Raw genomic sequence first — 21,816 nt, 5'->3', positions numbered from 1 at the left:
CGCTCTCAGCCGTCGGTCACGCGCGCGCCCCGCCCCCCGCGACGCCGGGCCTTGGGCGGTTTGCCCAACCCCTCCTCAAGCACCTTGCGCATCGGATGGTCCGCGGGTGCGGCGGCATGGCGCGCGATCAACGTCCTGATCAGGTCGCGCGGCGGGCTGTCCCCGATGGAGAGGGCCCAGTCGACGAAGATCGACCGGCATTCGGGTTCGGTGATGCCGTCGATGCGAAACGCCTCGTGGATCAGGCCCTTGGGGTCGGCGGGGTCATTGGGTCGAAGGGGCATAAAGGCACCTCACGTGTTCATCCGGCGCGTCAAGGCCGCCTCGATCACCGATCTGGCCTGTGCACGCGTCTTGTCCAGCGCGTCAGCCAAAGCATCCGCGTCCGCTTGCTCCGCCTGTTCCGACAAGAAACGGCGTCCGCCCAGGCCGATGGCCTCGGGGTCCAGCGCCTCGTCGGTCAGAAGACGGCCGGATTGGTTGATCGTGGCAAAGAGCTTGTGCGCGGCGCAGAGTGTTTCGGCCTCGTCCCGGCCGAGCCAGCCGATGGCCGCCCCGGCCTTGATCTGTTCGGACACGGGGCGCAGCGGCACGCCGGCGATCAGGGCAGCGGCCTGCGCGACCAGTTCAATGTCCTGCATGCCGCCCGGCCCTTCCTTCACCGCCCATGTGCCCCCGCTGCGGCCCGCGGCGGCCAGGCGGTCGCGCATCTCGGCGGCATCGGGAATGACCTTGGCGGGGTCGGCCTTGGCCTCGATCACCGCGCAACGGATCGCCTCTATATCTGACAGAAGCGTCGCCTCGCCCGCCAGCGCGCGGGCGCGCGTCAGGGCCATATGCTCCCACGTCCACGCCTCCTCGCGCTGGTAGCGGTCGAAGGCCGATAGCGCGGTGGCCACCGGCCCCTGCCGCCCCGAGGGACGCAGGCGCATGTCCACGTCGTAAAGCTTGCCCGCTGCCGTCGGCGCGGACAGGGCCGTGACCAGCGCCTTGGTGGCCTTGGCGAACCAGCCGCGCGGATCGAGCGGGCGGCGCCCCTCGGTCATCTCGACGCCACCGGCATCGTAAATCACGATCAGGTCGAGATCCGAGGCCGCCGTCATCCGCCCCGAGCCAAGGCTGCCCATCGCCACGACGGCCCCGCCCCGTCCCGGCGCGGGACCATGTCGGCGCGCAATGTCCTCGCAGACGGCAGGCCAGAGAGCGATCAGCACCGCATCCGCAAGATCGGTGTAATGGGCCCCCGCCGTCTCGGCATCAATCATGCCGCGCAGCTGGTGGACGCCGGTGCGGAAATGCCATTCCTTCTGCCAGCGCCGCGTCTCGTCCAGCCGGTCCTCGTAATCGAGACCATCCAGCGCCTCTTGCAGGTCGGCCACGAGCGCGTCGCGCCCGGGCCAGGGCGCGAAGAAGCGTCCGTCCAGCACCGCGTCCAGCACGGCGGAATGGCGCGACAGGTAGCGCGACAGGCCCGGTGCCGTGGCGCAGATATCGACGATCAGGTCCACGAGTTGCGGGTTCGCCTCGAACAGCGAGAACAACTGCACCCCGGCGGGAAGGCCACGCAGGAATCCGTCGAAATTCTGAAGCGCTTCCAACGGCTTGGCGGCTTTCTCGAAGCGGGCAAGGAAGCCGGGTTTCAGCCGTTCGAAAATCTCCTGCCCGCGCACCGAGCGGAGCGCGGCATAGCCGGGCCAGCGCGCGACGATCTCGGCGGCTTCCTCGGAGATGTCGGACGGACCCTCGGCGACCTCGCTGCCCATCGGGGCAAAGAACTCCCCGCAGATGCGTTCCGTGCGCTCCAGCCGCTCGGACAGCGCCTTGCGGAACGCCTGCGTGTCGCCTTCGCCACAGAAACGCGCCAGCCGGTCGAACCCCTCGGCGGATTTGGGCAGCGCGTGGGTTTGCGCATCGTCGATCATTTGCAGCCGATGCTCGACCTCGCGGTGCTGTGCGTAAAGCTCGGCCAGGTCGCTGGCCGCCCCCCGGTCGATCCAGCCCGCGCGCGCCAGCGCCTGAAGCGCCTTGACCGTTCGCCGCTGTCGCAAGCTGTCGTCGCGCCCACCGGCCACCAGTTGCCGGGTCTGGGCGAAGAACTCGATCTCGCGGATACCGCCCGCGCCGAGTTTCATGTTGTGCCCTTCGAGGACGATATCGCCCGTGCCGCGATGCAACCCCTTGTGCTCGCGAATGCGGCGGCGCATGTCCATCGTGTCCTGCACCATCGCGAAATCCAGGTGCCGCCGCCAGACAAAGGGCGTGAGCGTGTGGAGAAACCGCTCGCCCGCCGCGACATCGCCCGCCGCCGCGCGCGCCTTGATATAGGCCGAGCGTTCCCAACTGCGCCCCTCGGCCTCGTAATAGCGTTCCGCCGCCGCCATCGAGATGCAGACCGGCGTGACCGAGGCATCGGGGCGCAGCCGCAGATCCGTGCGAAAGACGTAGCCCTCGGCGGTGGTTTCCGAAAGGGTCGCCGCCATTCGGCGCGTGGCACGGATGAAGCCGGCACGCGCCTCCATCTCGTCGGCATCGTCGAAGCGGGTCTCGTCGAACAGGCAGATCAGGTCGATGTCGGAGGAGTAGTTCAACTCCCCTGCCCCCATCTTGCCCATCGCCAGTGCCACCATGCCGCCCGCGTCCTTTAGCGCCTCCTCCTCGGTCACGCCGGGGATCTTGCCGCGCCTGGCCTCGTTGGCGACATGGGTGTGCAAGGCGACCTCCACGCAAGCATCCGCGAAATCGGTCCAGGCCTGCGTGACGGTGGAAAGCCCCCAGACACCGCCCAGATCAGCCAAGGCGACGATCAGGGCCGCGCGCCGCTTGAGCTGCCGCAAACCGGGGCCGAGATCCTTGAGGGTCAGTTCCCCCGCCTCCTTGATCAGCGCGGCGATCATGTCCTCGGGCGGCTCTTCGAGCGCGTGCGACAGCCAATGGCCCTCCTTGGCCATGAGCCCCGCGAGATAGGGTGAGCATCCCGCCGTGCCCTCGATCAACGGGCGCAGCTCGGGCGGAAGATGATGCAGATGGGCCAAGGCCTCGGCGCCGCGCTCGGGCGCGTAGGGAATCGGGTGGCGCGTGATACGGGAGGCGAAACTCATGGAACCTGCTGGCCGGTCAACGGCGTGTCCTGGCTGAAGATGTTGACAAGATGCCCGTTCTCGATGCGCCAGATCGAACTGACCAGCATGGTCTCGGGCGTATGGCCGGGGCGGGCGTAGCGCACCTGGTAGGCATAGAGGAAATGTCCCGGCCCCAGGCTGCGGACATGATCTTCGCCGATTTCATAGGCCAGAACGGACGGGCCGAAGGACAGTTGCTCGGCATGGGCCTCGCGCCCGGCGAAGCCGTCGGGGTAAACACCGAGGAAATCGCGCGACAGCATCGCCTGATCGGCGGCCGCATCCCCGCGCCTCAGCGCCTCCCACACGGCGCGCTCGGCCCCGCGGATCGCGTTCTTCGTCGCCTCGTCCACACGCCCCTCCCCGGCCCTTGCAACTCTCGCTGCGACCTTGCAAGTGTCTGGCGGCAACGACAAGGGGGCGTGACATGTCGAAAAGTCTCAAGCGGGTGAAACGCGCCCTCGAAGACGGCGGCGTGCCTGCCGAGGTGCTGGAAATGGCCGAAGGCACCCGCACCGCCGAAGAGGCCGCCCGCGCCGCCGGGTGCGAGATCGACCAGATCGCGAAATCCATCATCTTCCGCGCCGAAGAACATGGCACGGCCGTGCTGTTCGTCACCGCCGGTGGCAACCGCGTGGATGACGCCAAGGCCAGCGCCTTGGCGGGCGAGGCGTTGGGCAAGGCCGATGCCGCGCTGATCCGGGCGCAGACCGGCTTCGTGATTGGCGGCGTGTCCCCCGTCGGGCACCTGTCGCCGATCCGGGCGTGGTTCGACCCGCGCCTCTTGGCCTTCGATACCGTCTACGCCGCCGCCGGCACCCCGCGCCACATCTTCGCGATTGCCCCGCAGGACCTGCTGCGCCTATCGGGCGCAACCGAGGCGGATTTCACCGCCTGACGGGTCACAGAACCGACAGGACCGAGCGCGCCGCGCGCAGGCCCGGGTCTTCGCCACCGCGCCCGAGGCGCAACATGGTCGCCGCCATCGCGTCGAGCTGGTCGGTGCGCGCCTGCGACTCGTCGAGAATGCGGGACAGGGACGGTGCGATCAGATCGGCCCGGCAGTTGGGCCCGAGAAATTCCGGGACCGCGCGCGTGTCCGAGACCAGGTTGACCAGCGTCACGGTGTCCACGCGCAACATCGCCCCGATCATCTTGCGGGTGAGCCAGCTGAAATCATAGGCGATCACCATGGGAACCGCGTTGGCCGCCAGTTCAAGGCTGACCGTGCCCGAGGCCGCCAGCGCCGCATCCGCCGCCGCGAAGGCCGCGCGTTTTTCGGCAAGAAACGCCTCGCCCGATTGCCCGCGCGGATCGAGGATCAACGGATCGCCCGGCCAATCGGCCAGCCTGTCGGACAGGGTTGCGGCCACGGCCTCGGTCGTCGGCACCACCACGCGGGCGCCGGGATGCTCGGCCTTCACCTTGCGGAGGGTGTCTCCGAAAACGGGGGCGAGGCGATCCACCTCGGACCGGCGCGACCCCGGCAGGGCAAGGATCAGCGGTGCGAGGTCGGCGATGCCGTATCGGGCGCGGAAAGCCGCCGCCGCATGCTCGCTGGCGACGGGTTCGGTCGTCACGGGGTGTCCCACGAAATCGCAGCTCATGCCGACGGCCTGCATATAGGGCGGCTCGAACGGCAAGAGCGCCAGAACGTGGTCGATGGACTTGGCCATCTTCGCCGCACGCTTGGGCCGCCACGCCCAGACCGTGGGCGCGACATAGTGGATCGTCGGCATGTGTTCGAGGCGCGCCTTGACCTTGGCGGCGACGCGCAGGGAAAACTCGGGGCTGTCGATAGTGATCAGCGCGTGGGGCCGTTGCGCCACGACCTCGTCTGCGGTCTGGTTGACGCGGGCCAGCAAGCTGCGCAGGCGCGGCAGGATCTCGGTCAGGCCCATGACCGACAGTTCCTCCATCGGGAACAGGCTTTGCAGCCCCTCGGCCTGCATCAGCGGGCCGCCGATCCCATGAAGCTCCAGCGGCTCACCGGCGAGTTCTTTCAGGCCACGGATCAGCGCCGCGCCCAGCCGGTCGCCGGAGGGTTCGCCCGCGACCATGAAAAGCCGGAGGGTCACTGCGCGGCCCAGAGAGACAAGCCGGTTTCGGCGCAGGCGTCCAGGACAGCGTCCCGGTCCAGCATCAGAACGGCCCCGGCGGCGATCTCGATCCCCGCTAGCCCCGCCTCGGCGGCAAGGTGGATCGTCTCCGGCCCGATCGCCGGCATGTCCACGCGCAGGTCCTGGCCCGCTTTCGGCCGCTTGACCATTACACCGCCAGACCCAGGGGCGCTGCCGATGATGAAGCGCAGCATCGCGTCGGTTCCTTGCAACGTCTCGATGCCGATGACCTGCCCCTTGGCCGCTGCCGCCGCCTGCCCGACATCGAGCGGCCCGAGCGCGTCGAGGACCGCGCGGGCGCGCGCGACATCCGCCTCGGGCAAGGCCTCTCCGGCGAGGCAACCCGGCTCGGCCACGAGGTCGGGGCGCAGGTCATGCGCGCCGAGGATCCTGAAACCGCGTTCTTGAAACAGCGCCATGACATCGCGCAGCAGCGCATCATCGCCTTGCCCCATCGCGGCCATGAGGCGCGGCATCAGCGCCGCGGTGGCGGCGTCAAGCTGGGCCGGGTCCAGGCTCGGGCGGCTCATCGCGCCCGCGAAGGTCACCTCACGCACGCCGGCCACGGACAGATCGTAGAAAAGCTTGCCCAGCTTCTCGAACCGGGCCGGGATATGCCCCGCCGCGCCGGGCAGGTCGGGGGCGTCCTCGCTGAAGGTCACGATCTTGGCCGGACCACCGGCCAAGAGCAGAGCCGGCAGCGATCCAGATCCCGCGATGATGGCCCGCTTCGTCATTCAGCCCCCGGCCTACGGCGTCAAATACGAACGGTCGCTGTCACCCAGCACGAAATCCATGATCTCGCGGACATAGGCGCTGTCACCCAACTCGCTTTCGCCCAAGCGCCGCGCGCGGTCCTGAAACGCCCCCTCGCCTTGGGCCAGCGCCTGAAACGCAGCGCGCAGCGCGGTGATGTCGGCGCGGTCTACGCCGCGCCGCTTGAGACCGACGAGGTTGAGCCCATCGAGCCCCCCGCGCGGCCCCTGCACGAGGCCATAGGGGATCACGTCATTGGTCACCATCGTAACCGCGCCGATGATCGCGCCGCGCCCGATGCGCACCCATTGGTGCACGCCCGACAGGCCGCCGATGATCACGTCATCGTCGATCACGCAATGCCCCGCCACCGAGGCATTGTTCACAAGGATCACGCGGTCGCCAATCCGTGCATCATGGGCGACATGGGCGCCCGCCATGAACAGGCCGTCATCGCCGATCCGCGTCTCGCCGCCACCGCCCTCGGTGCCGGTGTTCATCGTCACGCCTTCGCGGATGCGGTTGCGCTTGCCGACGACCAGGCGCGTGCGCTCGCCCGCGTATTTCAGGTCCTGCGGGATGTCACCTATGTTTGCGAAGGGAAAGATCGTGCTGCCTTCGCCGATCTCGGTCCAGCCCGTGACGACGGCATGGGATTTCAGCGTGACCTGCGCATGCAGCGTCACTTCGGGACCGACAACGCAGAAGGGGCCGATGCGGCACCCTGCCCCGATCGTTGCGCCCTCCTCGACAACCGCCGAGGGGTGGATTTCTGCGCTGGGGTCGACGGCCATCACGCCGCCTCGGTCGGAAGATCCATCATCGCGGTAAACTCGCATTCCGCGGCCACCTCGCCCTCGACCGTGCCGCGCGCCGCGAATTTCCAGACCTTGCCGCCGGGCTTGCCGCGCGTGACCTCGATGGCCAGTTCCAGCACGTCGCCGGGGCCGACCTTGCGGCGGAACTTGCACTTGTCGATGCCCATGAAATAAACGAGCAGATCCTGGTCGGCGAGGTTCGAGCTGACCCCCACCATCACCGCGGCCGTCTGGGCCATCGCTTCGACGATCGTCACGCCGGGCATGATCGGCACGCCGGGGAAATGGCCTTGGAAGTGCGGCTCGTTATAGGTGACGTTCTTGATCCCGACGGCGGATTCGAAGGGCACGATATCGCGCACCTTGTCGATCAGCAGGAACGGATAGCGATGCGGCAGGATCCGCTGGATCATTTCGATATCAGCGATGGTCGGGGTCTCGGCCGTGCTCGTCATCGGCGGCTCTCCTCAAACTCGGGTCTCGGGCCGCAGCGGCGCCGGGTGGCGCGCATCAAGGCCAATGTCAGCCGGGGCTTAGCAACTTGGATGGGCCACGACAAGCACGGCTGCGCCTAGTCGGTCCCCTCTGCGCCCGACGGGGCGTCAGGGTCGGTTTCCAGTTCGACCGGCGGCGGCACGTCGGTGTCCTCCTGCGGGAGTACCGGGCTGTCCGGCGCCACCGGATACACGCCATCTACCGAGATCAACGGTGCGTCCCCGCCTTCCCCGAGTTCGCTGTCAATCCGCACGATGGCTGCGGCGGTGATATCCACGCTTTCGGCAGACAGGAGCACCGCGCGGCTGTCCATCAGGACGGCGGCGCCGCGGTCACGGACCAGTTCCAGCAGGATCGGAAAGCTCAGCTCGAAAAAGCGGCTTTGCGCCGCTTCGGCTTGAGCCTGCAGATCCCGTGCCTTGGCGGCCTGTGCGGCGCGAATTTCTTCGACACGGGTGTCGAATTCATCGGCCAGGGCCCGGAATTCCTCGGGGGCCATGGTGTCGCGCAACTCCGTGAGGTCGAGTTCCTCTTCGGTCAACTGTGCTTCGATGCGCCGGTTTTGCGCGGACAGGGCCGAAGACGCCGCCTCCAACTCGCGCTGGATGCGCTGCCCGAAGCGCGTGCCTGACACCAGTTGTTCCTGATTCAGGACCACCACCCCACCTTGCGGGGCGGGTGCTGCGCTTTCCTGGGCCGCCAGCGGGGCGGCCCAGAAAGCAGCGGCCGCCAAGATGGCGGCCGAGGCTGTTTTCGCAATAGGCCCCATGTCGTGCCGGTCAGAACCGCGCTTCGACCGAGAAATCGAAGGCTTGCGTTTCGTCGGTGTTTTGCTCGCCGAAGGCGTGGCTGAAGTTGAAGCGCAGCGGACCAAGGATGCTGTCCCAGAACAGCGACACACCGACGGCCTGGCGCCAATACAGATCGTCATCGACAGGGGTGTTGCCATCAATACCGCCACCGGTGTTGTCAAGGCCCCAGACGGTCCCGATATCGTAGAACACGCCCCCGGTGATGCCGTATTCATCGGGTAGCCCGATCGGGAAGCCAGCCTCGAACCGGGCCACAGCCATGTAGTTGCCGCCAAGCGCCTCTTCAGTTTCGGTATCGTATGGTCCGATGCTGCGGGACTCGTAACCGCGCATCTGACGCGAACTGAGGAAGAACCGGTCGGTCAGGCGGCTGTCACCGTCGAGAGAGAACAACGCGCCTGTTTCAAAGCTGGCCCGCAGGTTCACCTCTTCGCGCATCACGGATGTCTCGGCGATGGCCAGGGCGGTGGCGCGCAGGAATTCGGCATCACCGCCGAGGCCCGCGTATTCTGCCCCTACCCGCAGCAAGACGCCGGCATTGGGGTTCAGACCCACGTCACGGCTGTCATAGGTGTAGCTCAGGCCGATGATCGACGCGAGACGATCGCCCTCGTCGGCCTGAATGATAGCCGAGGTCTCAGTCACATCGTTGATCGAGATATCGTCCCACTCAAGATCATAAGACAGGCGCAGACGTCCCATCTCGCTCACCGGGAAGCTGACGGAGGTTCCCAGCGAGACCCGCTCGGTGTCATAGGTCAGATCGTCGTCATCGGTGACCGTGTAGCCGGCGGACAGACCAAGCCCCACATCGCGCGCCATGAAATTCGGCTCGATGAAGGAGAAGTTCACGCTTTGGGAATCCGCGACCGTACTGAACCCGAAGGCCAGGCGCTGTCCCCGCCCGAGGAAATTGCTTTCCGCGAAGTTCACGGCAAGGCCCGGCCCGCTATCGGTGGAGTAGTTGGCTGTGAAGCCAAGCGACCCGGTCGGCTGTTCCTCGACATCGACATCCACCACGACCTGTTGCGGCGAGCTGCCCTGGCGCCCCTCAACCTGCACGTCGGAAAAGAAGCCCGTGGCGCGGATGCGTTCGGCGGCCTGGCGGATCGCGCGGGGGTCGAACGGGTCGCCTTCCACCGTATCGAACTGGCGGCGGATCACCCGGTCAAGCGTTGTGGCGTTACCTTCGATGTCGATGCGCTCGACGAACACGCGTTCACCGCGCGAGATCACGAACTCGACATCCAGTGTCAGGCTGGCGGGGTTGCGCGTGATGCGCGGCTCGATGCGGACGAAGCGCAGGCCCTGTTGCGTCGCAAGGTTCTCCATCCGGCTGATCGCGTTGTCGATGGTGCGCGGGCTGTAGGTCGCCCCTTCGCGCGTCCGGATCACAGAGCGATACTCGTTGGCGTCGGCCTCGGGGATCTCGGACACGACCGAGACACGCCCGATATCGAAGCTCTGCCCTTCGCGGATGTTGAAGGTGACGAAATAGGCACCGCGATCACGCGAAAGTTCCGGCGTCACGGACAGGATCTCGAAATCGACATAGCCGCGATCAAGGTAGAAATTCGTCAGAAGCTCGCGGTCCAGCGCGATGCGGTCGTCGATGAACGTGTCCGACCGGATGATGGCACGGAAGATCCCGGCCTGCGTGCTTTCGAGCACCTGGCGCAAGCGGCGGTCGGAATATTCGCGATTGCCGACGAAGGCGATCCGCTCGGTTTCCACGACGCGGCCTTCGCTGACCTCGAACACCAGATCGACGCGATTGTCCTCGCGGCGGATAATAACGGGGTTCACCGTCGCGGTCAGGCGACCGGACTGACGGTAAGCGTCTGCAATGATCGCGGCATCCGCCTCGGCCACGGCGGGCGAGTAGACACGGCGCGGCGCCGACTCGATCTGGGCCAGCAGATCTTCGTCATCGAGACGACGGTTCCCCTCGATCGCGATCCGGTTGATCGCCGGGTATTCGCGCACCTGGATGACGAGCGTGTTCCCACGCGGCAGGATCTCGACCTCCTCGAAGAGGCCCGTCGTCTGCAACCGCTGCAACGCGTCGTTGACCTGTGCGGCGCTAACCGCGGTGCCGGGCTCGATCCCTGCATAGGCGAGTATCGTATCCGACTGGATCCGCTGGTTCCCTTCGACAAGGAAATTCGAGAACCGGAAATTCTGTGCCTGCGCCGTCACAGGAGCGAGGGCAACCGCCATCGCAATGGCCGTGGCCCCGATCGAGAAGGCTGGGATTCGAGGAGAGGCATCCTTCTCGACGAAAAGTCGGGAAACCAAGACGGCGATCAAAACGCGGACATGCCGGATCATCGAATCCAACCCCTAGAATTCTTGCAGACACGAATTGCCTAGCTACTAGGCGAAGGCTTGTCAAAACGATGGTGAGCAGGGATTGGGTCTGGGCGTGTCTTTATCACAACCTGTGGCCGTAGCGGCACGAAAACAGCCCCGCACGGACGTGTCCGAACGGGGGGACTTGACGTGTTTTCAGAAACTTCGGCGCTGAAACCGGGCGAGTCGCCCGACCTCGATCAGATGACCTGAAGGAGGGACACCGCCCAGCCGGCGAGGGTCAACGCGGCGACGATCAGAACGGGCACAAGCAGCCGGTCCGTGTTGAGACGAACGAACAGGGACAGCCCGCGATAGCTTTCGCTCATGAGTTTCATGACGCCCTCCTTCTGACGATGCGTTTACAGAGGGTTAATGGTCTCCGAACGTGGCACGATTGTGGCCTCGCGACGACGATTTAGCGAATGGCGGGCGGGTCCCCGACGCTTACGGACAGAACAGATCGTTGGTCAACGCGAACAGCATCAGGGACAGAAGCAGGGTAAGACCCGCCGTCATGAAGATGCGCAACGCCTTGTCCGACGGCGGCTTGCCCGCCACGGCCTCGTAAGCGTGGAAGACCAGGTGGCCACCATCGAGCACGGGGATGGGAAACAGGTTCAACAAGCCCACTGCCGTCGACAACACGGCAATGAACCAGATGAAATCGTCGAGGCCCTGGCTCGCCGCCGCGCCGCTGGTCTCGGCGATGCCGATGGGACCTTGCAGATTGCACGACGAAATCGCGCCGGTGATCATGTGCCAAAGCCCGGACAGAGACGAGCGGATGACAAAGATCGTCTGCTCGGCGCCGGCCATGAGCGCGCTTCCCGGCCCGACGCGTTCGGTCACCGGATCGAAGATCAGGCCGCCGGTGATGCCGATCAACCAGCGGGTTTCGAACCCGCCATCGGCCAGCGGCAGATCGGTGCGGCGCGGTGACAGGGTGATGTCGAGCGTGTTCCCCGCGCGCCACACGGTCAGGTCCAGCGGATCGCCGGCCGAGGCATCCACCGCTTCGCGCAGCTGGGAAAAGGCGTGGACGGCCACCCCGTCAATCGCCTGGATCACGTCACCTTCCTCGATCCCCGCGGCTATGGCGGCGGATTGCGGCGTGACCGACTGCACGATGGGCAGCAGCGGGAAGGAGGCGGTCACGGCCACTTCGTCTCCGCCCCTTTCGACGATGTAGCCGACGGTCGGGGTCGGCTCCAGGGCGCGGGCGACCGTGTAGACATCGGCCAGCGTTTCCACCGGCTCACCTTCGATCGACAGGATGCGATCGCCCTCGTCCAGGGTGACCATCTCGGCGGGCAGTGCGGCGGGTGTCCCCACGATGGGTGCCTCGACGGGCCGCCCGGCAATCATCAGGACACTGGCGAAAATCGCGATGGACAGGATGAAGTTGAAGACCGGCCCGGCCGCGACGGTCGCGGCCCGCGCCCACAGCGGCGCCCCGTGCATGGACCTGCGCCGTTCGTCGACATCCAGTGCGTCGATGGCCGCCGCGTCCTTGCCGCTGGCTGCGTCGGAATCGCCCAGGAATTTCACGTATCCGCCGAAAGGAAGCGCCGCGACCTGCCACTTCGTTCCGCGCCTGTCGACACGGCTGAACAGGACCGGCCCGAAGCCAAGCGAGAACACCTCTGCATGGATGCCCGACCAGCGCCCGACGATGTAGTGGCCGTATTCATGGATCGCCACGATGATCGAAAGCGCCGCGATGAACGCGATCAGGGTGAAGGCGAACCCGCCGAAATCGGGAATGAACTCCATGACTCAGGCTGTCTCCTTCTGTCTGATGCAGGACCACGCACGGTCTCGTGCCATGTGGTCCACTTCCAGCACCTCCTCAAGGGTAGATGGGGGAATTGTGAGGCTGAATTCCGTCGACATCGCGTCAAGGGTGGCCTCGACGATGCCGGACATGTCCATGAACCCGATCCGGCCCGCGATGAAGCCATCGAGCGCGATTTCCTTGGCGGCGTTGAAGATGCAGCCCGCACGCCCGCCGGTTTCCATGACAGCCTGCGCAATGCCGAGGGCGGGGTAGCGCCGCAAATCCGGGGCGCGGAATTCCAGTGTCGCGATCTGCGCAAGGTCGATGCGGTTGACGGGCAGCTCGCGCCGCTCGGGCCAGTTCAAGGCGTAGCCGATGGCGTGGCGCATGTCGGGCGCGCCCAGATGCGCCATGAGCGCGCCGTCGGTGAAGCCGACAAGGGCGTGGACGATGGATTGAGGATGCACCACGGCCTCGATCTTCTCGGGGCCGACGCCAAAGAATTCCTTGGTTTCAATCAGTTCCATCGCCTTGTTGAACATCGACGCGCTGTCGATGGTGATGCGCTGCCCCATGTCCCAATTCGGATGGGCGCCGGCATCGGCCACGGTGGCCTGGGCCAGCGCCTCCAGCGGCCAATCGCGCAAGCCCCCGCCAGAGGCGGTGATGATGATCCGCTCGACGGCGTCCATCTCCTCGCCCACCAGCGCCTGGAAGACGGCGGAATGTTCACTGTCGACCGGCAGGATCGTGGCGCCATGCGCGCGCGCCTCGGCCAGAAGAAGCGGGCCTGCAGTGACAAGGCTTTCCTTGTTTGCCAGGGCCAGCGTCGTTCCGTGACGCAAGGCGCGAAACCCCGGTGCCAGGCCCGCCGCGCCGACGATGGCCGACATGATCCAATCGGCGGGCCGGTCTGCGGCCTCGATCAAGGCCCCCTGCCCGGCTGCGGCCTCGACGCCCGATCCGTCCAACGCGGCGCGCAGGTCTTCGAGGCGATCCTCGAAACAGGTGACGGCGAGATCGGCGCCCAGCCGTTTCGCATCCTCGGCCAGTTGCGCGATATTCGCGCCGCCGGTCAGAGCGACGACGTCATAGGCATCCGGGTCGCGCGCGATTAGATCGACCGTGTTCTGCCCGATCGAGCCGGTGGCCCCGAAAATACTGACCCGACGCACCATGACTACATCCCTCCGGGAACGGGCGGAAACTGCGTCAGGCTTTCCACGATCAACAGCACCAGCGCCGCCCCCAACATTCCGTCGAAGCGGTCCCAAAGACCGCCATGTCCGGGCAGAAGGGCCGAGCTGTCCTTGACCCCGGCGCGGCGCTTGACCGCCGATTCCGCAATATCCCCCATCTGGCTGGCCATCGACAGCGCCACCGAGACGCCGATCAACTCGATGCCCGAGTTCGTGACCGCCATGAAGGCCCAGCCTACAACAGCCGCGCCGATCCAGCCCGCCGTCGTTCCCGACCAGGTTTTCTTGGGGCTGACGCGGGGCCAGAACTTGGGGCCGCCGAAAATGCGCCCGGCGAAATAGCCAAAAATATCCGTCACGGCGACCACGAGCACCAGCCAGAGCATCCATGTGACGCCGAACTCGTCGCGGTGGATCATCAGGCCGAAACTGGCCAGCATGATCAGAACCGTCAGCACCAGGAACAGCGTGCGGTTGCGGTCGAGCACGCCGATCCCCGCGATCCCCGCCAGCATCAGAAGCGGAAGACCCAGCCCCACCGGCAGCAGCTTGGCCGCCAGAAGCAGGCCCGCCGCCAAACCACCAAGCATCAGCGACCGCTTGGGGCCGGCATCCAGCATCCGCGCCAGTTCCCAGATCAGAACGGCCACGATCCCGACGACCAGCAGGCTGAACCACGGATGCCCCGCCCAGACCGCGGCCAACCCGACGGCCGCGATCAGCACACCTGTGACGAGACGGGTCAGAAGGTCGGAGAAACTGTCGCGCGACAGCGACATGGGCGCCTCAGACCGGCACTGCGCCGAAACGACGCTCGCGCGTGCCGAAGCGTTCCAGCACTTCGGCGAAAACCTCGGGGGTGAAGTCGGGCCAGAGCGTGTCGATGAACTCGTATTCCGAGTAGGCCGACTGCCACAGGAGGAAATTAGAGATGCGCGCCTCGCCGCTGGTGCGGATCACAAGGTCCGGGTCGGGCAGGACATGGGTATCGAGATAGCGCGGGAAGGTCTCGTCGCAGATCTTGCGCGGGTCGAGCTTGCCCATCTTGACGTCATTGGCCAGGCGCCGCGCCGCGCGGGTGACTTCGTCCCGGCCGCCGTAGTTCAGCGCGATTGTCAGGTTGGTGCCGGTGTTCTCGGCCGTCATCAGTTCGAGCCCGTCCATCAGATCGACCAGTGTCGGCTCCAGCCGGACGCGATCCCCGATGAACCGCACGCAGACGTTTTCCTCGAACAGCGACTGTGCCTCGCGGCGGATGTAGCGCTTGAACAGGCGCATGAGCCCCGCGACCTCGGTCTGGGTCCGCTTCCAGTTCTCGGTCGAGAAGGCGAAGACGGTCAGGTAATCCACCCCCAACTCGGGACAGGACCGCACGATTTCCTTGACGCGCCGCGCGCCGGCGTGATGACCGATCAAACGCGGGCGATTGCGCATCTGCGCCCAACGGCCATTGCCGTCCATGATGATGGCCACATGCGTGGGCGATGTGTCGGTCATGGCTTGGGATCCTGTCCTGAGAGGGCTCGGGCGCGTGGTGGGCAGCCGGGCTGACTGCCGAAAGCAAGCGCTCAGACCTGCATGATCTCTTGCTGCTTGTTTTCCAGCGCCTCATCGACCTTGGCGATATGCGCATCGGTCATTTCCTGCACCTCGGCTTCCCAGAGCTTCTGGTCATCTTCCGACATGCCGGCAGCTTTGGCCTTCTTCACCTGGTCCATGCCGTCGCGCCGCACGTTGCGAATGGCCACGCGGGCGTGCTCGGCATATTGCGCGGCCACTTTGGTCAGTTCGCGGCGGCGTTCCTCATTCAGCTCCGGGATCGGGAGCATGATGATGGTGCCATTCAGCTGCGGGTTGATGCCAAGGCCGCTTTCGCGGATGGCTTTCTCGACCTTGCCGACCATCGACTTGTCCCAGACGTTGATCGTGACCATGCGCGGTTCCGGGACGTTCACGGTTCCGACCTGGTTGATCGGGGTCGGCTGGCCATACGCTTCGACCATCACGGGGTCGAGCATCTGCGAGGATGCGCGGCCCGTCCTGAGGGACGCGAATTCCGTGCGCAACGCGGCCAATGCACCGTCCATGCGGCGCTGCAGGTCATCGGTGTCGATCTCGAGTTCATCCTCGGCCATGGTGTCTGCCCACTCCTCTTCAGGCTCTTTGCCCGGGGTGATAGCGCGCCCCGGGAAAAACTTCCAGAACTCGATTGTAGCTCGGTGAACGGAAACGGAAAACGCCCCGCGATGGGGCGCGGCGGTCACAGGCCTTTAAAGCGAGAGAGCAAAACCGCCGCGTGAGGCAGCGTGGTGGCTCAATCCCCAACGCGGGTGTACGTGCCTTCCCCGGCGAGGATGCCCCGGAACCCGCCCGGCTCATCGAGGCTGAAGACGATGATCGGCGTCGAGTTTTCGCGCGCCAACGCGATGGCCGAGGCGTCCATCACGCCGAGATGCTGGGCCAGCACCTCGTCATAGCTGATTTCCTCGTAGCGCTTGGCGTCTTCGTGCTTCTTGGGGTCCTTGTCATAGACCCCGTCCACCTTGGTGCCCTTGAAGATCGCCTCGCATTTCATCTCGTTGGCGCGCAGCGTGGCGGCGGTGTCGGTCGTGAAATACGGGTTGCCGGTTCCGGCGGCAAAGATCACCACGCGCTTTTTCTCGAGGTGGCGCACGGCGCGGCGGCGGATATAGGGCTCGCAAACCTGGTCCATCGGGATGGCGCTGATGACCCGGGTGAAGACCCCCATCGATTCCAGCGCCGACTGCATGGCCAGCGCGTTCATCACCGTGGCCAGCATCCCCATGTAATCGGCCGTCGTGCGCTCCATCCCCTGCGCGCTGCCTTGCAGGCCGCGGAAAATGTTGCCGCCGCCGATCACCATGCAGATCTCGACGCCGAGGTCGTGCACCGACTTCACCTCGCGCGCGATGCGCTCGACCGTTGGCGGGTGCAGGCCGAACCCCTGATCCCCCATCAGCGCCTCACCCGAGATCTTCAGCATCACGCGGTCGTAGAGAGGATCAACTGAAACTTGGACAGGCGAGGCGGGCGTTGTGTCGGACATGGTGGCAGCATCCTTTGGCGGCCTTTCGGCGATGGTCAGGCCGGCGGTGATTGAGTTCGGCGCAACATGGTCTAAAACCGGGCCCGGTTCAACGCCCTGCGGCGCGCCGTGCGGGCCAGATGAAGAAACGGCACACCACATTGACCACGCTTGACAGCATCCCTTCCGACCAGCCGGTCCTGATCGCCGGGCCGACGGCCTCGGGCAAATCGGCCCTGGCGCACCGGATCGTCTCCGAGGGCGGCGGGGTGATCGTGAATGCCGATGCGTTGCAAGTCTATGACGGCTGGCGAGTGTTGACCGCGCGCCCCTCCGTCGAGGAGGAAGCCGCCCTGCCCCACGCGCTCTATGGTCACGTGCCGTTCGAGGCGGAGTATTCCGTGGGGGCGTGGCTGCGCGATCTCAAACCGATCCTCGACCGTCCGCAGCGGCCCGTCATCGTGGGGGGGACCGGCCTCTATTTCCGGGCCTTGACCGAGGGGCTGGCCGAGATCCCCCCGGTTCCGCAGGCGGTGCGCGCCGAGGCCGATGCGATGGACGCGCAGTCCCTTCTGTCGGAGCTGGACCGCGTGGACCCGGTACTTGCAGGGCGCATCGACCGGGCCAACCGCGCGCGGGTGCAGCGCGGCTGGGAGGTGTGGCGCGCGACCGGCAAGCCCTTGAGCGCATGGCAGGATAAAACCGACCCGCCGCTTGTGCCGCGCGCGCAGGCCCGGGCCTTGCTGCTGGACGCTGACCGCGACTGGCTGGCCGACCGGATTGCGCACCGCTTCGACCAGATGCTGGCGCAGGGTGCCCTTGATGAGGCCCGCGCCAATCTCGATCGCTGGGACAGCGCGGGCGGCGCGCGCAAGGCGATCGGCGCGCCCGAGCTGATCGCGCATTTGCAGGGGCGGATGACACTGGACGAAGCGCGGGAGGCCGCAATCATCGCCAGCCGCCAATATGCCAAGCGCCAGCGCACGTGGTTCCGGGCCCGGATGGGCGATTGGGAAAAGATCCGCCTGCCGTGACAAGGGCTTGCTTCTCGGCTTGCCATCGCCGCGCAGAAGCGTAGCGTTAGCGCATGTTCGAACACTCCCGCCGCCCCCTCGTCCATTCCGTCCTGTCGCTTGGAAAGCTGCGGATGCAGGGCGCGTGGAAGCTGGAGCTGCTGCATTCCAGTCCGCGTCACCGGCTTTATTGGATCACACGCGGGCAAGGCCGCATCACCGTGAACGGGATCACGCGCGGCTATGGTCCGAATACGGCGGTTTTCGTGCCCGCGCGCTGCCAGCTGGCGTTGGAACTCCCCTCGCAGACGCAGGGGCTGGAGCTGTGCCTGCCACCCGATGACAGCCTTGGCGTGCCGAACGATCCGCTGCACTTGCGCGTCTCGAACATCGAGGCGCAGGGCAACCTCACCAGCCATCTCGAAAAGATCGAACGCGAGCTTGCGGCGCAGGCCCCGGCCATGGACCGTGCCCTGACGGCCTATTCGCTGCTGGTGTCGGTCTGGATCGCGCGCGAATTGACCCGTCAGGAAGGCAGCGTCCTGCGCGAGAAAAGCCACCGCCTGGTGGAACTCTTCGCCGAACGGATGGAGGCGCAGTTTCGCACCGGCAAGGGCGTTGCGGATTACGCGGCGCAATTGCAGGTAACGCCCACGCATCTGTCGCGCGTCTGCCGCGAAGCATCGGGGCGGCCGGCCCATGCGCTTCTGGTCGAACGGATCATGTCCGAGGCCCGGCGCCTGCTGATCGACACCGACATGCCCGCCCGCGAAATCGCCGAGCATCTCGGCTTTTCTTCGGCGGCCTATTTCACGCGGGCGTTCTCGCAGGCCACCGGGCAAACCCCGTCCGAGTTCCGCACCCCGGCCCGCCGCGCGTAAGCCGCGCACCGACCGTTTCCGACCAGAGAATTGGGTTGCTTCGGTGGCCAATGTCGTTTTTCTTCGATATTGATGTCGCAATTGGACAATTTCAGGTCGCGACTTACCGTTGACGCAACGGTCAGTCCACGCACCAATGGAGCAGAGGATCGGAGGTTTTACCTGACAATCGGGATGCAGCACGAAGAGCGCCGCGGCCCACAGCCACAACACCCGAGCCACCGATAAAAAAGAACACGCAATACGTCACAGGGAGACGACATACATGACGGACACACAGCACCGCGGCCTCACGACCCATCCGGTCGCGGAGATGTACGCCCAGGAATACAAGGACGGCAAACTCAGCCGTCGTGAATTCCTCGTGCGCTCGACCGCGCTCGGCGTCAGCGCCGCCGCGGCGTATTCGCTGATTGGCGCAACGCCGGTTGCCGCAGAGGCGCATCGCGCGACGCCGCCGATGGGTGGTACGCTGCGCATCCAGATGGAAGTGCGCGCGCTGAAGGACCCGCGCACCTATGACTGGTCGCAGATGGCCAATGTCAGCCGCGGCATCCTCGAATACCTGATTGAATACAACGCCGACGGCTCGTTCAACGGCGTCCTTCTCGACAGCTGGGAAGCCAACGAGGATGCCACCCAGTATACGCTGCGCCTGCGCGAAGGCGTGAAGTGGAACAACGGCGACGACTTCACCGCCGAGGACGTGGCGGCGAATTTCATCGGCTGGTGCGACTCGACCGTCGAGGGCAACTCCATGGCGGCCCGGATGGGCGGTCTGGTCGATCCCGACACGGGCGTCGCCCGCGAAGGTGCGATCGAGGTTGTCGATCCGCTGACCGTGCGCATCACCTACCCGGCGCCTGACATCACCCTCGTGCCCGGCATCGCCGACTACCCGTCTGCCGTGCAGCATCGCGACCTGATCGGGACGAACCCGCTGGATCATGGCGTGGGCACCGGCGCCTATCGCATCACCGATTACGAGGTCGGCGTTCAGGCGCGGCTCGAGAAGAACCCGGATCACGAATACTGGGGCAACACCTATCTCGACGAGGTGATCTTCATCGACCTGGGCCAGGACCCGGCGGCCTGGTTTGCCGGTGCCGAAGCCGACGAATTCGACATGACCTACGAAACGGTTGGCGAATTCATCGATCTCTTCTCGGCCATCGGCTGGACGCAGTCGGAAGTGACGACGGCGGCCACCGTGGTCATCCGTCCGAACCAGAACTCGGAGCCCTATGACAACCAGATGGTGCGCAAGGCGATCCAGATGGCGGTCGACCCGCAGGTCTGTCTCGACCTCGGCATCAATGGCCAGGGCACCCTCGGCGAGCATCACCATGTCTGCCCGATCCACCCGGAATACGCGGAACTGCCGCCGCTGACCGTGGACCCGGATGCAGCCTACGCGATGCTGCAGGAATCCGGCCACGCCGACCACGTGTTCGAGATCGTGTCGATTGACGACGACTATCGCCGCAACACGACCGATGCCGTCGCGGCACAGCTGCGCGATGCGGGCTTCAACGTGGAACGAACCGTCATCCCCGGCTCGACCTTCTGGAACGACTGGACGACCTACCCGTTCAGCTCGACCAACTGGAACCACCGCGAACTGGGCGTGATCATCTACAACCTCGCCTATCGTTCTGGCGTGGCGTGGAACGAGTTCGGCTATGCGAACCCGGAATTCGACGCGCTTCTGGACCAGGCCAACGGTATCCTCGACGCCGAGGCCCGCAGCGAGGTGATGGCGCAGTTGGAAAGCATCCTGCAAGAGGACGCCGTCACGTTGCAGCCCTACTGGCGGTCGCTCTTCCGGCACCACAAGCCAGAGGTCATCAACGCCGACATGCATCCGAAATTCGAGATCAACATCCACTATTTGGGCATCGAAGCCTGATCTCGGCCTGACCATCGGGGCGGTCCTTCCGGGCCGCCCCTTTCCCGCCAGTCCCGGCGGGACCCGATCCAGATCAACAGGACCCTCGCCAAGAAGAGGTCCGACCATCGGGACCGCGGCCCGGAGGCCGCGACACCCGGACAGACAGGGATACACATGGGACTTTTCATTCTCCGCCGGTTCGGCGTGATGATCCTGACGGCGCTCTGCCTCACCTTCGTGGTGTTCTTCCTCACGAACCTTTACCCGAACCTCGAAAAGCTCGCGAAAACGCAAGGCAACGCGCGGATGACCGATGCCGAGGTCGCCAGCTGGCTGGACCGCAACGGCTATGGCGGCCCGCTGATCGTGCGCTACGGCGAATGGCTGGGCGTGGTACCGGGCTGGACGCGCGAAGGCGCGGACGGAGAGGTCACGGGCCGCTGCATCGACGCCGCGACGCCCGCCGAGGAGGCCCCAACCTTTTGCGGCCTTCTGCAAGGCGACCTTGGCTACTCGACCGTGTCCGATGACGAAGTGTCCAACATCATCGGCGGACGCCTCGCCCTGACGGGCGTGCTGATGTTCTGGGCCTTCGCGGTCATGGTGCCGGCCGCGCTGATCATCGGGGTTCTGGCCGGAATGAAGGAAGGCTCGCGCCTCGACCGATCCCTCTCGACCGTCTCGATCGCCTCGACCGCGACGCCGGAATACGTGTCGGGTGTGATCTTCATCGTGCTCCTCGCCTCCTCGACTGCCGGCATCTCGCCCTGGCTGTCCGAGATGGGCTGGATCGAGGGGCGCACGCTATTCCTTGGCTCGGCCCGCTCGGCGATGGACGACGTGACGTTCTGGAACTTCACCCTGCCGGTGATGACCATCGCGCTCTACGGCATGGGCTATATCGCGCGGATGACGCGCGCCTCAATGGCCGAGGTGATGACGGCCCAGTACATCCGCACCGCGCGTCTGAAGGGTGTCAGCTTCCGCAACATCGTGCTGAAACACGCGCTCAGGAACGCGTTGATCGCGCCCTTCACGGTCATCATGCTGCAATTCCCGTGGCTGCTGACCGGGGTCGTGATCGTCGAGACCCTGTTCAACTACAACGGCTTTGGCTGGACGCTGGTGCAGGCGGCCTCGAACAACGATATCGAGCTGCTGCTGGCCTGTTCGATCGTCGCCGTCTTCGTGGTTCTGGTGACGCAGCTGATCTCGGATATCGGCTATGTCTTCCTCAACCCGCGCATCCGCATTTCGTAAGGGAGAGTGCCCATGGACCTTCTGACATGGACTGGCGCGCTTGGCCCCATCCTGAACCCGCTGATGCTGGCCGCGGTAGCGGTGTTCCTGCTTGGGTTGATCGGCAACTTCGTCCTGACCCTCGCCGGGCAACAGGCCGGGGAAGTCCAGATCAACGCGGACCACACGCTGACCATCAACCGCACTCCCGTCGACTACGCGTTGATGGCCATGAAATACGCGGTGCTGCTGTTTCTCGCCTGTTGCCTCGCCTACATCATCGGCGGGTTGGTGC

General features: G+C 65.7%; 21 protein-coding genes. 5 read left to right on the top strand and 16 right to left on the bottom strand.

All coding sequences use genetic code 11. From position 1 onward, the window contains the following. Positions 1 to 5 precede the first annotated feature (5 nt). From KUV65_RS01965 to KUV65_RS01955, 3 genes are read right to left on the bottom strand one after another with little or no spacing between them, the layout of a single operon-like run. Positions 6 to 284, bottom strand: coding sequence for a hypothetical protein (locus KUV65_RS01965; RefSeq protein WP_222187183.1), 279 nt, complete (start codon positions 282 to 284; stop codon positions 6 to 8). 9 nt (positions 285 to 293) lie between these two features. Beyond that, positions 294 to 3,098 carry a bifunctional [glutamine synthetase] adenylyltransferase/[glutamine synthetase]-adenylyl-L-tyrosine phosphorylase gene (locus tag KUV65_RS01960; protein WP_222187182.1) on the bottom strand — a complete coding sequence of 935 codons (2,805 nt, stop codon included), beginning with the start codon at positions 3,096 to 3,098 and terminating at the stop codon, positions 294 to 296. Next, the gene (locus KUV65_RS01955) at positions 3,095 to 3,472 is read right to left on the bottom strand and encodes a nuclear transport factor 2 family protein (RefSeq protein WP_222187181.1); all 378 of its coding nucleotides are present in this window, start codon (positions 3,470 to 3,472) and stop codon (positions 3,095 to 3,097) included. The genes KUV65_RS01960 and KUV65_RS01955 overlap by 4 nt, the downstream gene beginning before the upstream one ends. Before the next feature lie 74 nt (positions 3,473 to 3,546). Between KUV65_RS01955 and KUV65_RS01950 the strand changes: the two genes are divergently transcribed. Then, positions 3,547 to 4,017, top strand: coding sequence for a YbaK/EbsC family protein (locus KUV65_RS01950; protein ID WP_222187180.1), 471 nt, complete (start codon positions 3,547 to 3,549; stop codon positions 4,015 to 4,017). Positions 4,018 to 4,021: 4 nt separating this feature from the next. On the opposite strand, the gene lpxB is transcribed toward KUV65_RS01950, so the two are convergent. The 13 genes from lpxB to pyrH form a co-directional block, all read right to left on the bottom strand. Beyond that, complete coding sequence (gene lpxB / locus KUV65_RS01945; protein ID WP_222187179.1) at positions 4,022 to 5,197, bottom strand: lipid-A-disaccharide synthase; 1,176 nt, start codon at positions 5,195 to 5,197, stop codon at positions 4,022 to 4,024. After that, the gene (locus tag KUV65_RS01940) at positions 5,194 to 5,976 is read right to left on the bottom strand and encodes an LpxI family protein (RefSeq protein ID WP_222187178.1); all 783 of its coding nucleotides are present in this window, start codon (positions 5,974 to 5,976) and stop codon (positions 5,194 to 5,196) included. Before KUV65_RS01940 ends, lpxB begins: the two co-directional genes overlap by 4 nt. Before the next feature lie 12 nt (positions 5,977 to 5,988). Continuing rightward, positions 5,989 to 6,792 (bottom strand): acyl-ACP--UDP-N-acetylglucosamine O-acyltransferase, encoded by an 804-nt coding sequence (gene lpxA / locus KUV65_RS01935; protein ID WP_374107063.1) that lies wholly within the window; start codon positions 6,790 to 6,792, stop codon positions 5,989 to 5,991. Then, positions 6,789 to 7,268: a 3-hydroxyacyl-ACP dehydratase FabZ gene (gene fabZ / locus KUV65_RS01930; RefSeq protein WP_222187176.1), complete on the bottom strand. Its 480-nt coding sequence runs from the start codon at positions 7,266 to 7,268 to the stop codon at positions 6,789 to 6,791. Before fabZ ends, lpxA begins: the two co-directional genes overlap by 4 nt. Positions 7,269 to 7,384: 116 nt before the next feature. Beyond that, positions 7,385 to 7,966, bottom strand: a complete 582-nt coding sequence (locus tag KUV65_RS01925; protein WP_222187175.1) for an OmpH family outer membrane protein — start codon at positions 7,964 to 7,966, stop codon at positions 7,385 to 7,387. A gap of 121 nt (positions 7,967 to 8,087) precedes the next feature. Then, on the bottom strand, positions 8,088 to 10,451 hold the full coding sequence (gene bamA / locus KUV65_RS01920) for an outer membrane protein assembly factor BamA (RefSeq protein WP_222187174.1): 2,364 nt from the start codon (positions 10,449 to 10,451) through the stop codon (positions 8,088 to 8,090). A 221-nt stretch (positions 10,452 to 10,672) separates the two neighbouring features. Next, a complete protein-coding gene (locus tag KUV65_RS01915; protein ID WP_222187173.1) occupies positions 10,673 to 10,810 on the bottom strand; it encodes a hypothetical protein in 138 nt (45 codons plus the stop codon). A gap of 109 nt (positions 10,811 to 10,919) precedes the next feature. Continuing rightward, positions 10,920 to 12,248, bottom strand: a complete 1,329-nt coding sequence (gene rseP, locus KUV65_RS01910; RefSeq protein WP_222187172.1) for an RIP metalloprotease RseP — start codon at positions 12,246 to 12,248, stop codon at positions 10,920 to 10,922. 3 nt (positions 12,249 to 12,251) lie between these two features. Further along, the gene (gene dxr / locus KUV65_RS01905; RefSeq protein WP_222187171.1) at positions 12,252 to 13,430 is read right to left on the bottom strand and encodes a 1-deoxy-D-xylulose-5-phosphate reductoisomerase; all 1,179 of its coding nucleotides are present in this window, start codon (positions 13,428 to 13,430) and stop codon (positions 12,252 to 12,254) included. A 2-nt stretch (positions 13,431 to 13,432) separates the two neighbouring features. Continuing rightward, positions 13,433 to 14,230: a phosphatidate cytidylyltransferase gene (locus tag KUV65_RS01900; RefSeq protein ID WP_222187170.1), complete on the bottom strand. Its 798-nt coding sequence runs from the start codon at positions 14,228 to 14,230 to the stop codon at positions 13,433 to 13,435. 7 nt (positions 14,231 to 14,237) lie between these two features. Next, entirely contained in the window at positions 14,238 to 14,993 is a 756-nt protein-coding gene (uppS, locus tag KUV65_RS01895; RefSeq protein WP_374107062.1) for a polyprenyl diphosphate synthase, read from the bottom strand. Between the two features lie 26 nt (positions 14,994 to 15,019). Further along, positions 15,020 to 15,586 carry a ribosome recycling factor gene (gene frr, locus KUV65_RS01890; protein ID WP_222187168.1) on the bottom strand — a complete coding sequence of 189 codons (567 nt, stop codon included), beginning with the start codon at positions 15,584 to 15,586 and terminating at the stop codon, positions 15,020 to 15,022. Positions 15,587 to 15,765: 179 nt separating this feature from the next. Next, a complete protein-coding gene (gene pyrH / locus KUV65_RS01885) occupies positions 15,766 to 16,518 on the bottom strand; it encodes a UMP kinase (protein WP_222187167.1) in 753 nt (250 codons plus the stop codon). A 119-nt stretch (positions 16,519 to 16,637) separates the two neighbouring features. On the opposite strand from pyrH, the gene miaA reads away from it, so the two are divergent. From miaA to KUV65_RS01865, 4 genes are all read left to right on the top strand, one after another. Next, the gene (miaA, locus tag KUV65_RS01880) at positions 16,638 to 17,531 is read left to right on the top strand and encodes a tRNA (adenosine(37)-N6)-dimethylallyltransferase MiaA (protein WP_222187166.1); all 894 of its coding nucleotides are present in this window, start codon (positions 16,638 to 16,640) and stop codon (positions 17,529 to 17,531) included. Positions 17,532 to 17,584: 53 nt separating this feature from the next. Next, positions 17,585 to 18,391, top strand: a complete 807-nt coding sequence (locus tag KUV65_RS01875) for an AraC family transcriptional regulator (protein WP_222187165.1) — start codon at positions 17,585 to 17,587, stop codon at positions 18,389 to 18,391. A 265-nt stretch (positions 18,392 to 18,656) separates the two neighbouring features. Further along, positions 18,657 to 20,300, top strand: coding sequence for an ABC transporter substrate-binding protein (locus tag KUV65_RS01870; protein ID WP_222187164.1), 1,644 nt, complete (start codon positions 18,657 to 18,659; stop codon positions 20,298 to 20,300). A 156-nt stretch (positions 20,301 to 20,456) separates the two neighbouring features. Beyond that, the gene (locus tag KUV65_RS01865) at positions 20,457 to 21,542 is read left to right on the top strand and encodes an ABC transporter permease (protein ID WP_222187163.1); all 1,086 of its coding nucleotides are present in this window, start codon (positions 20,457 to 20,459) and stop codon (positions 21,540 to 21,542) included. The last annotated feature ends 274 nt before the right edge of the window (positions 21,543 to 21,816 follow it).

This window comes from Maritalea mobilis (genome assembly GCF_019800885.1).
Lineage (GTDB): Bacteria > Pseudomonadota > Alphaproteobacteria > Rhodobacterales > Rhodobacteraceae > Roseibacterium > Roseibacterium beibuensis.
The sequence above is the reverse complement of the archived record's forward strand: the minus strand, read 5'-3'. Positions and strand labels throughout refer to the sequence as shown.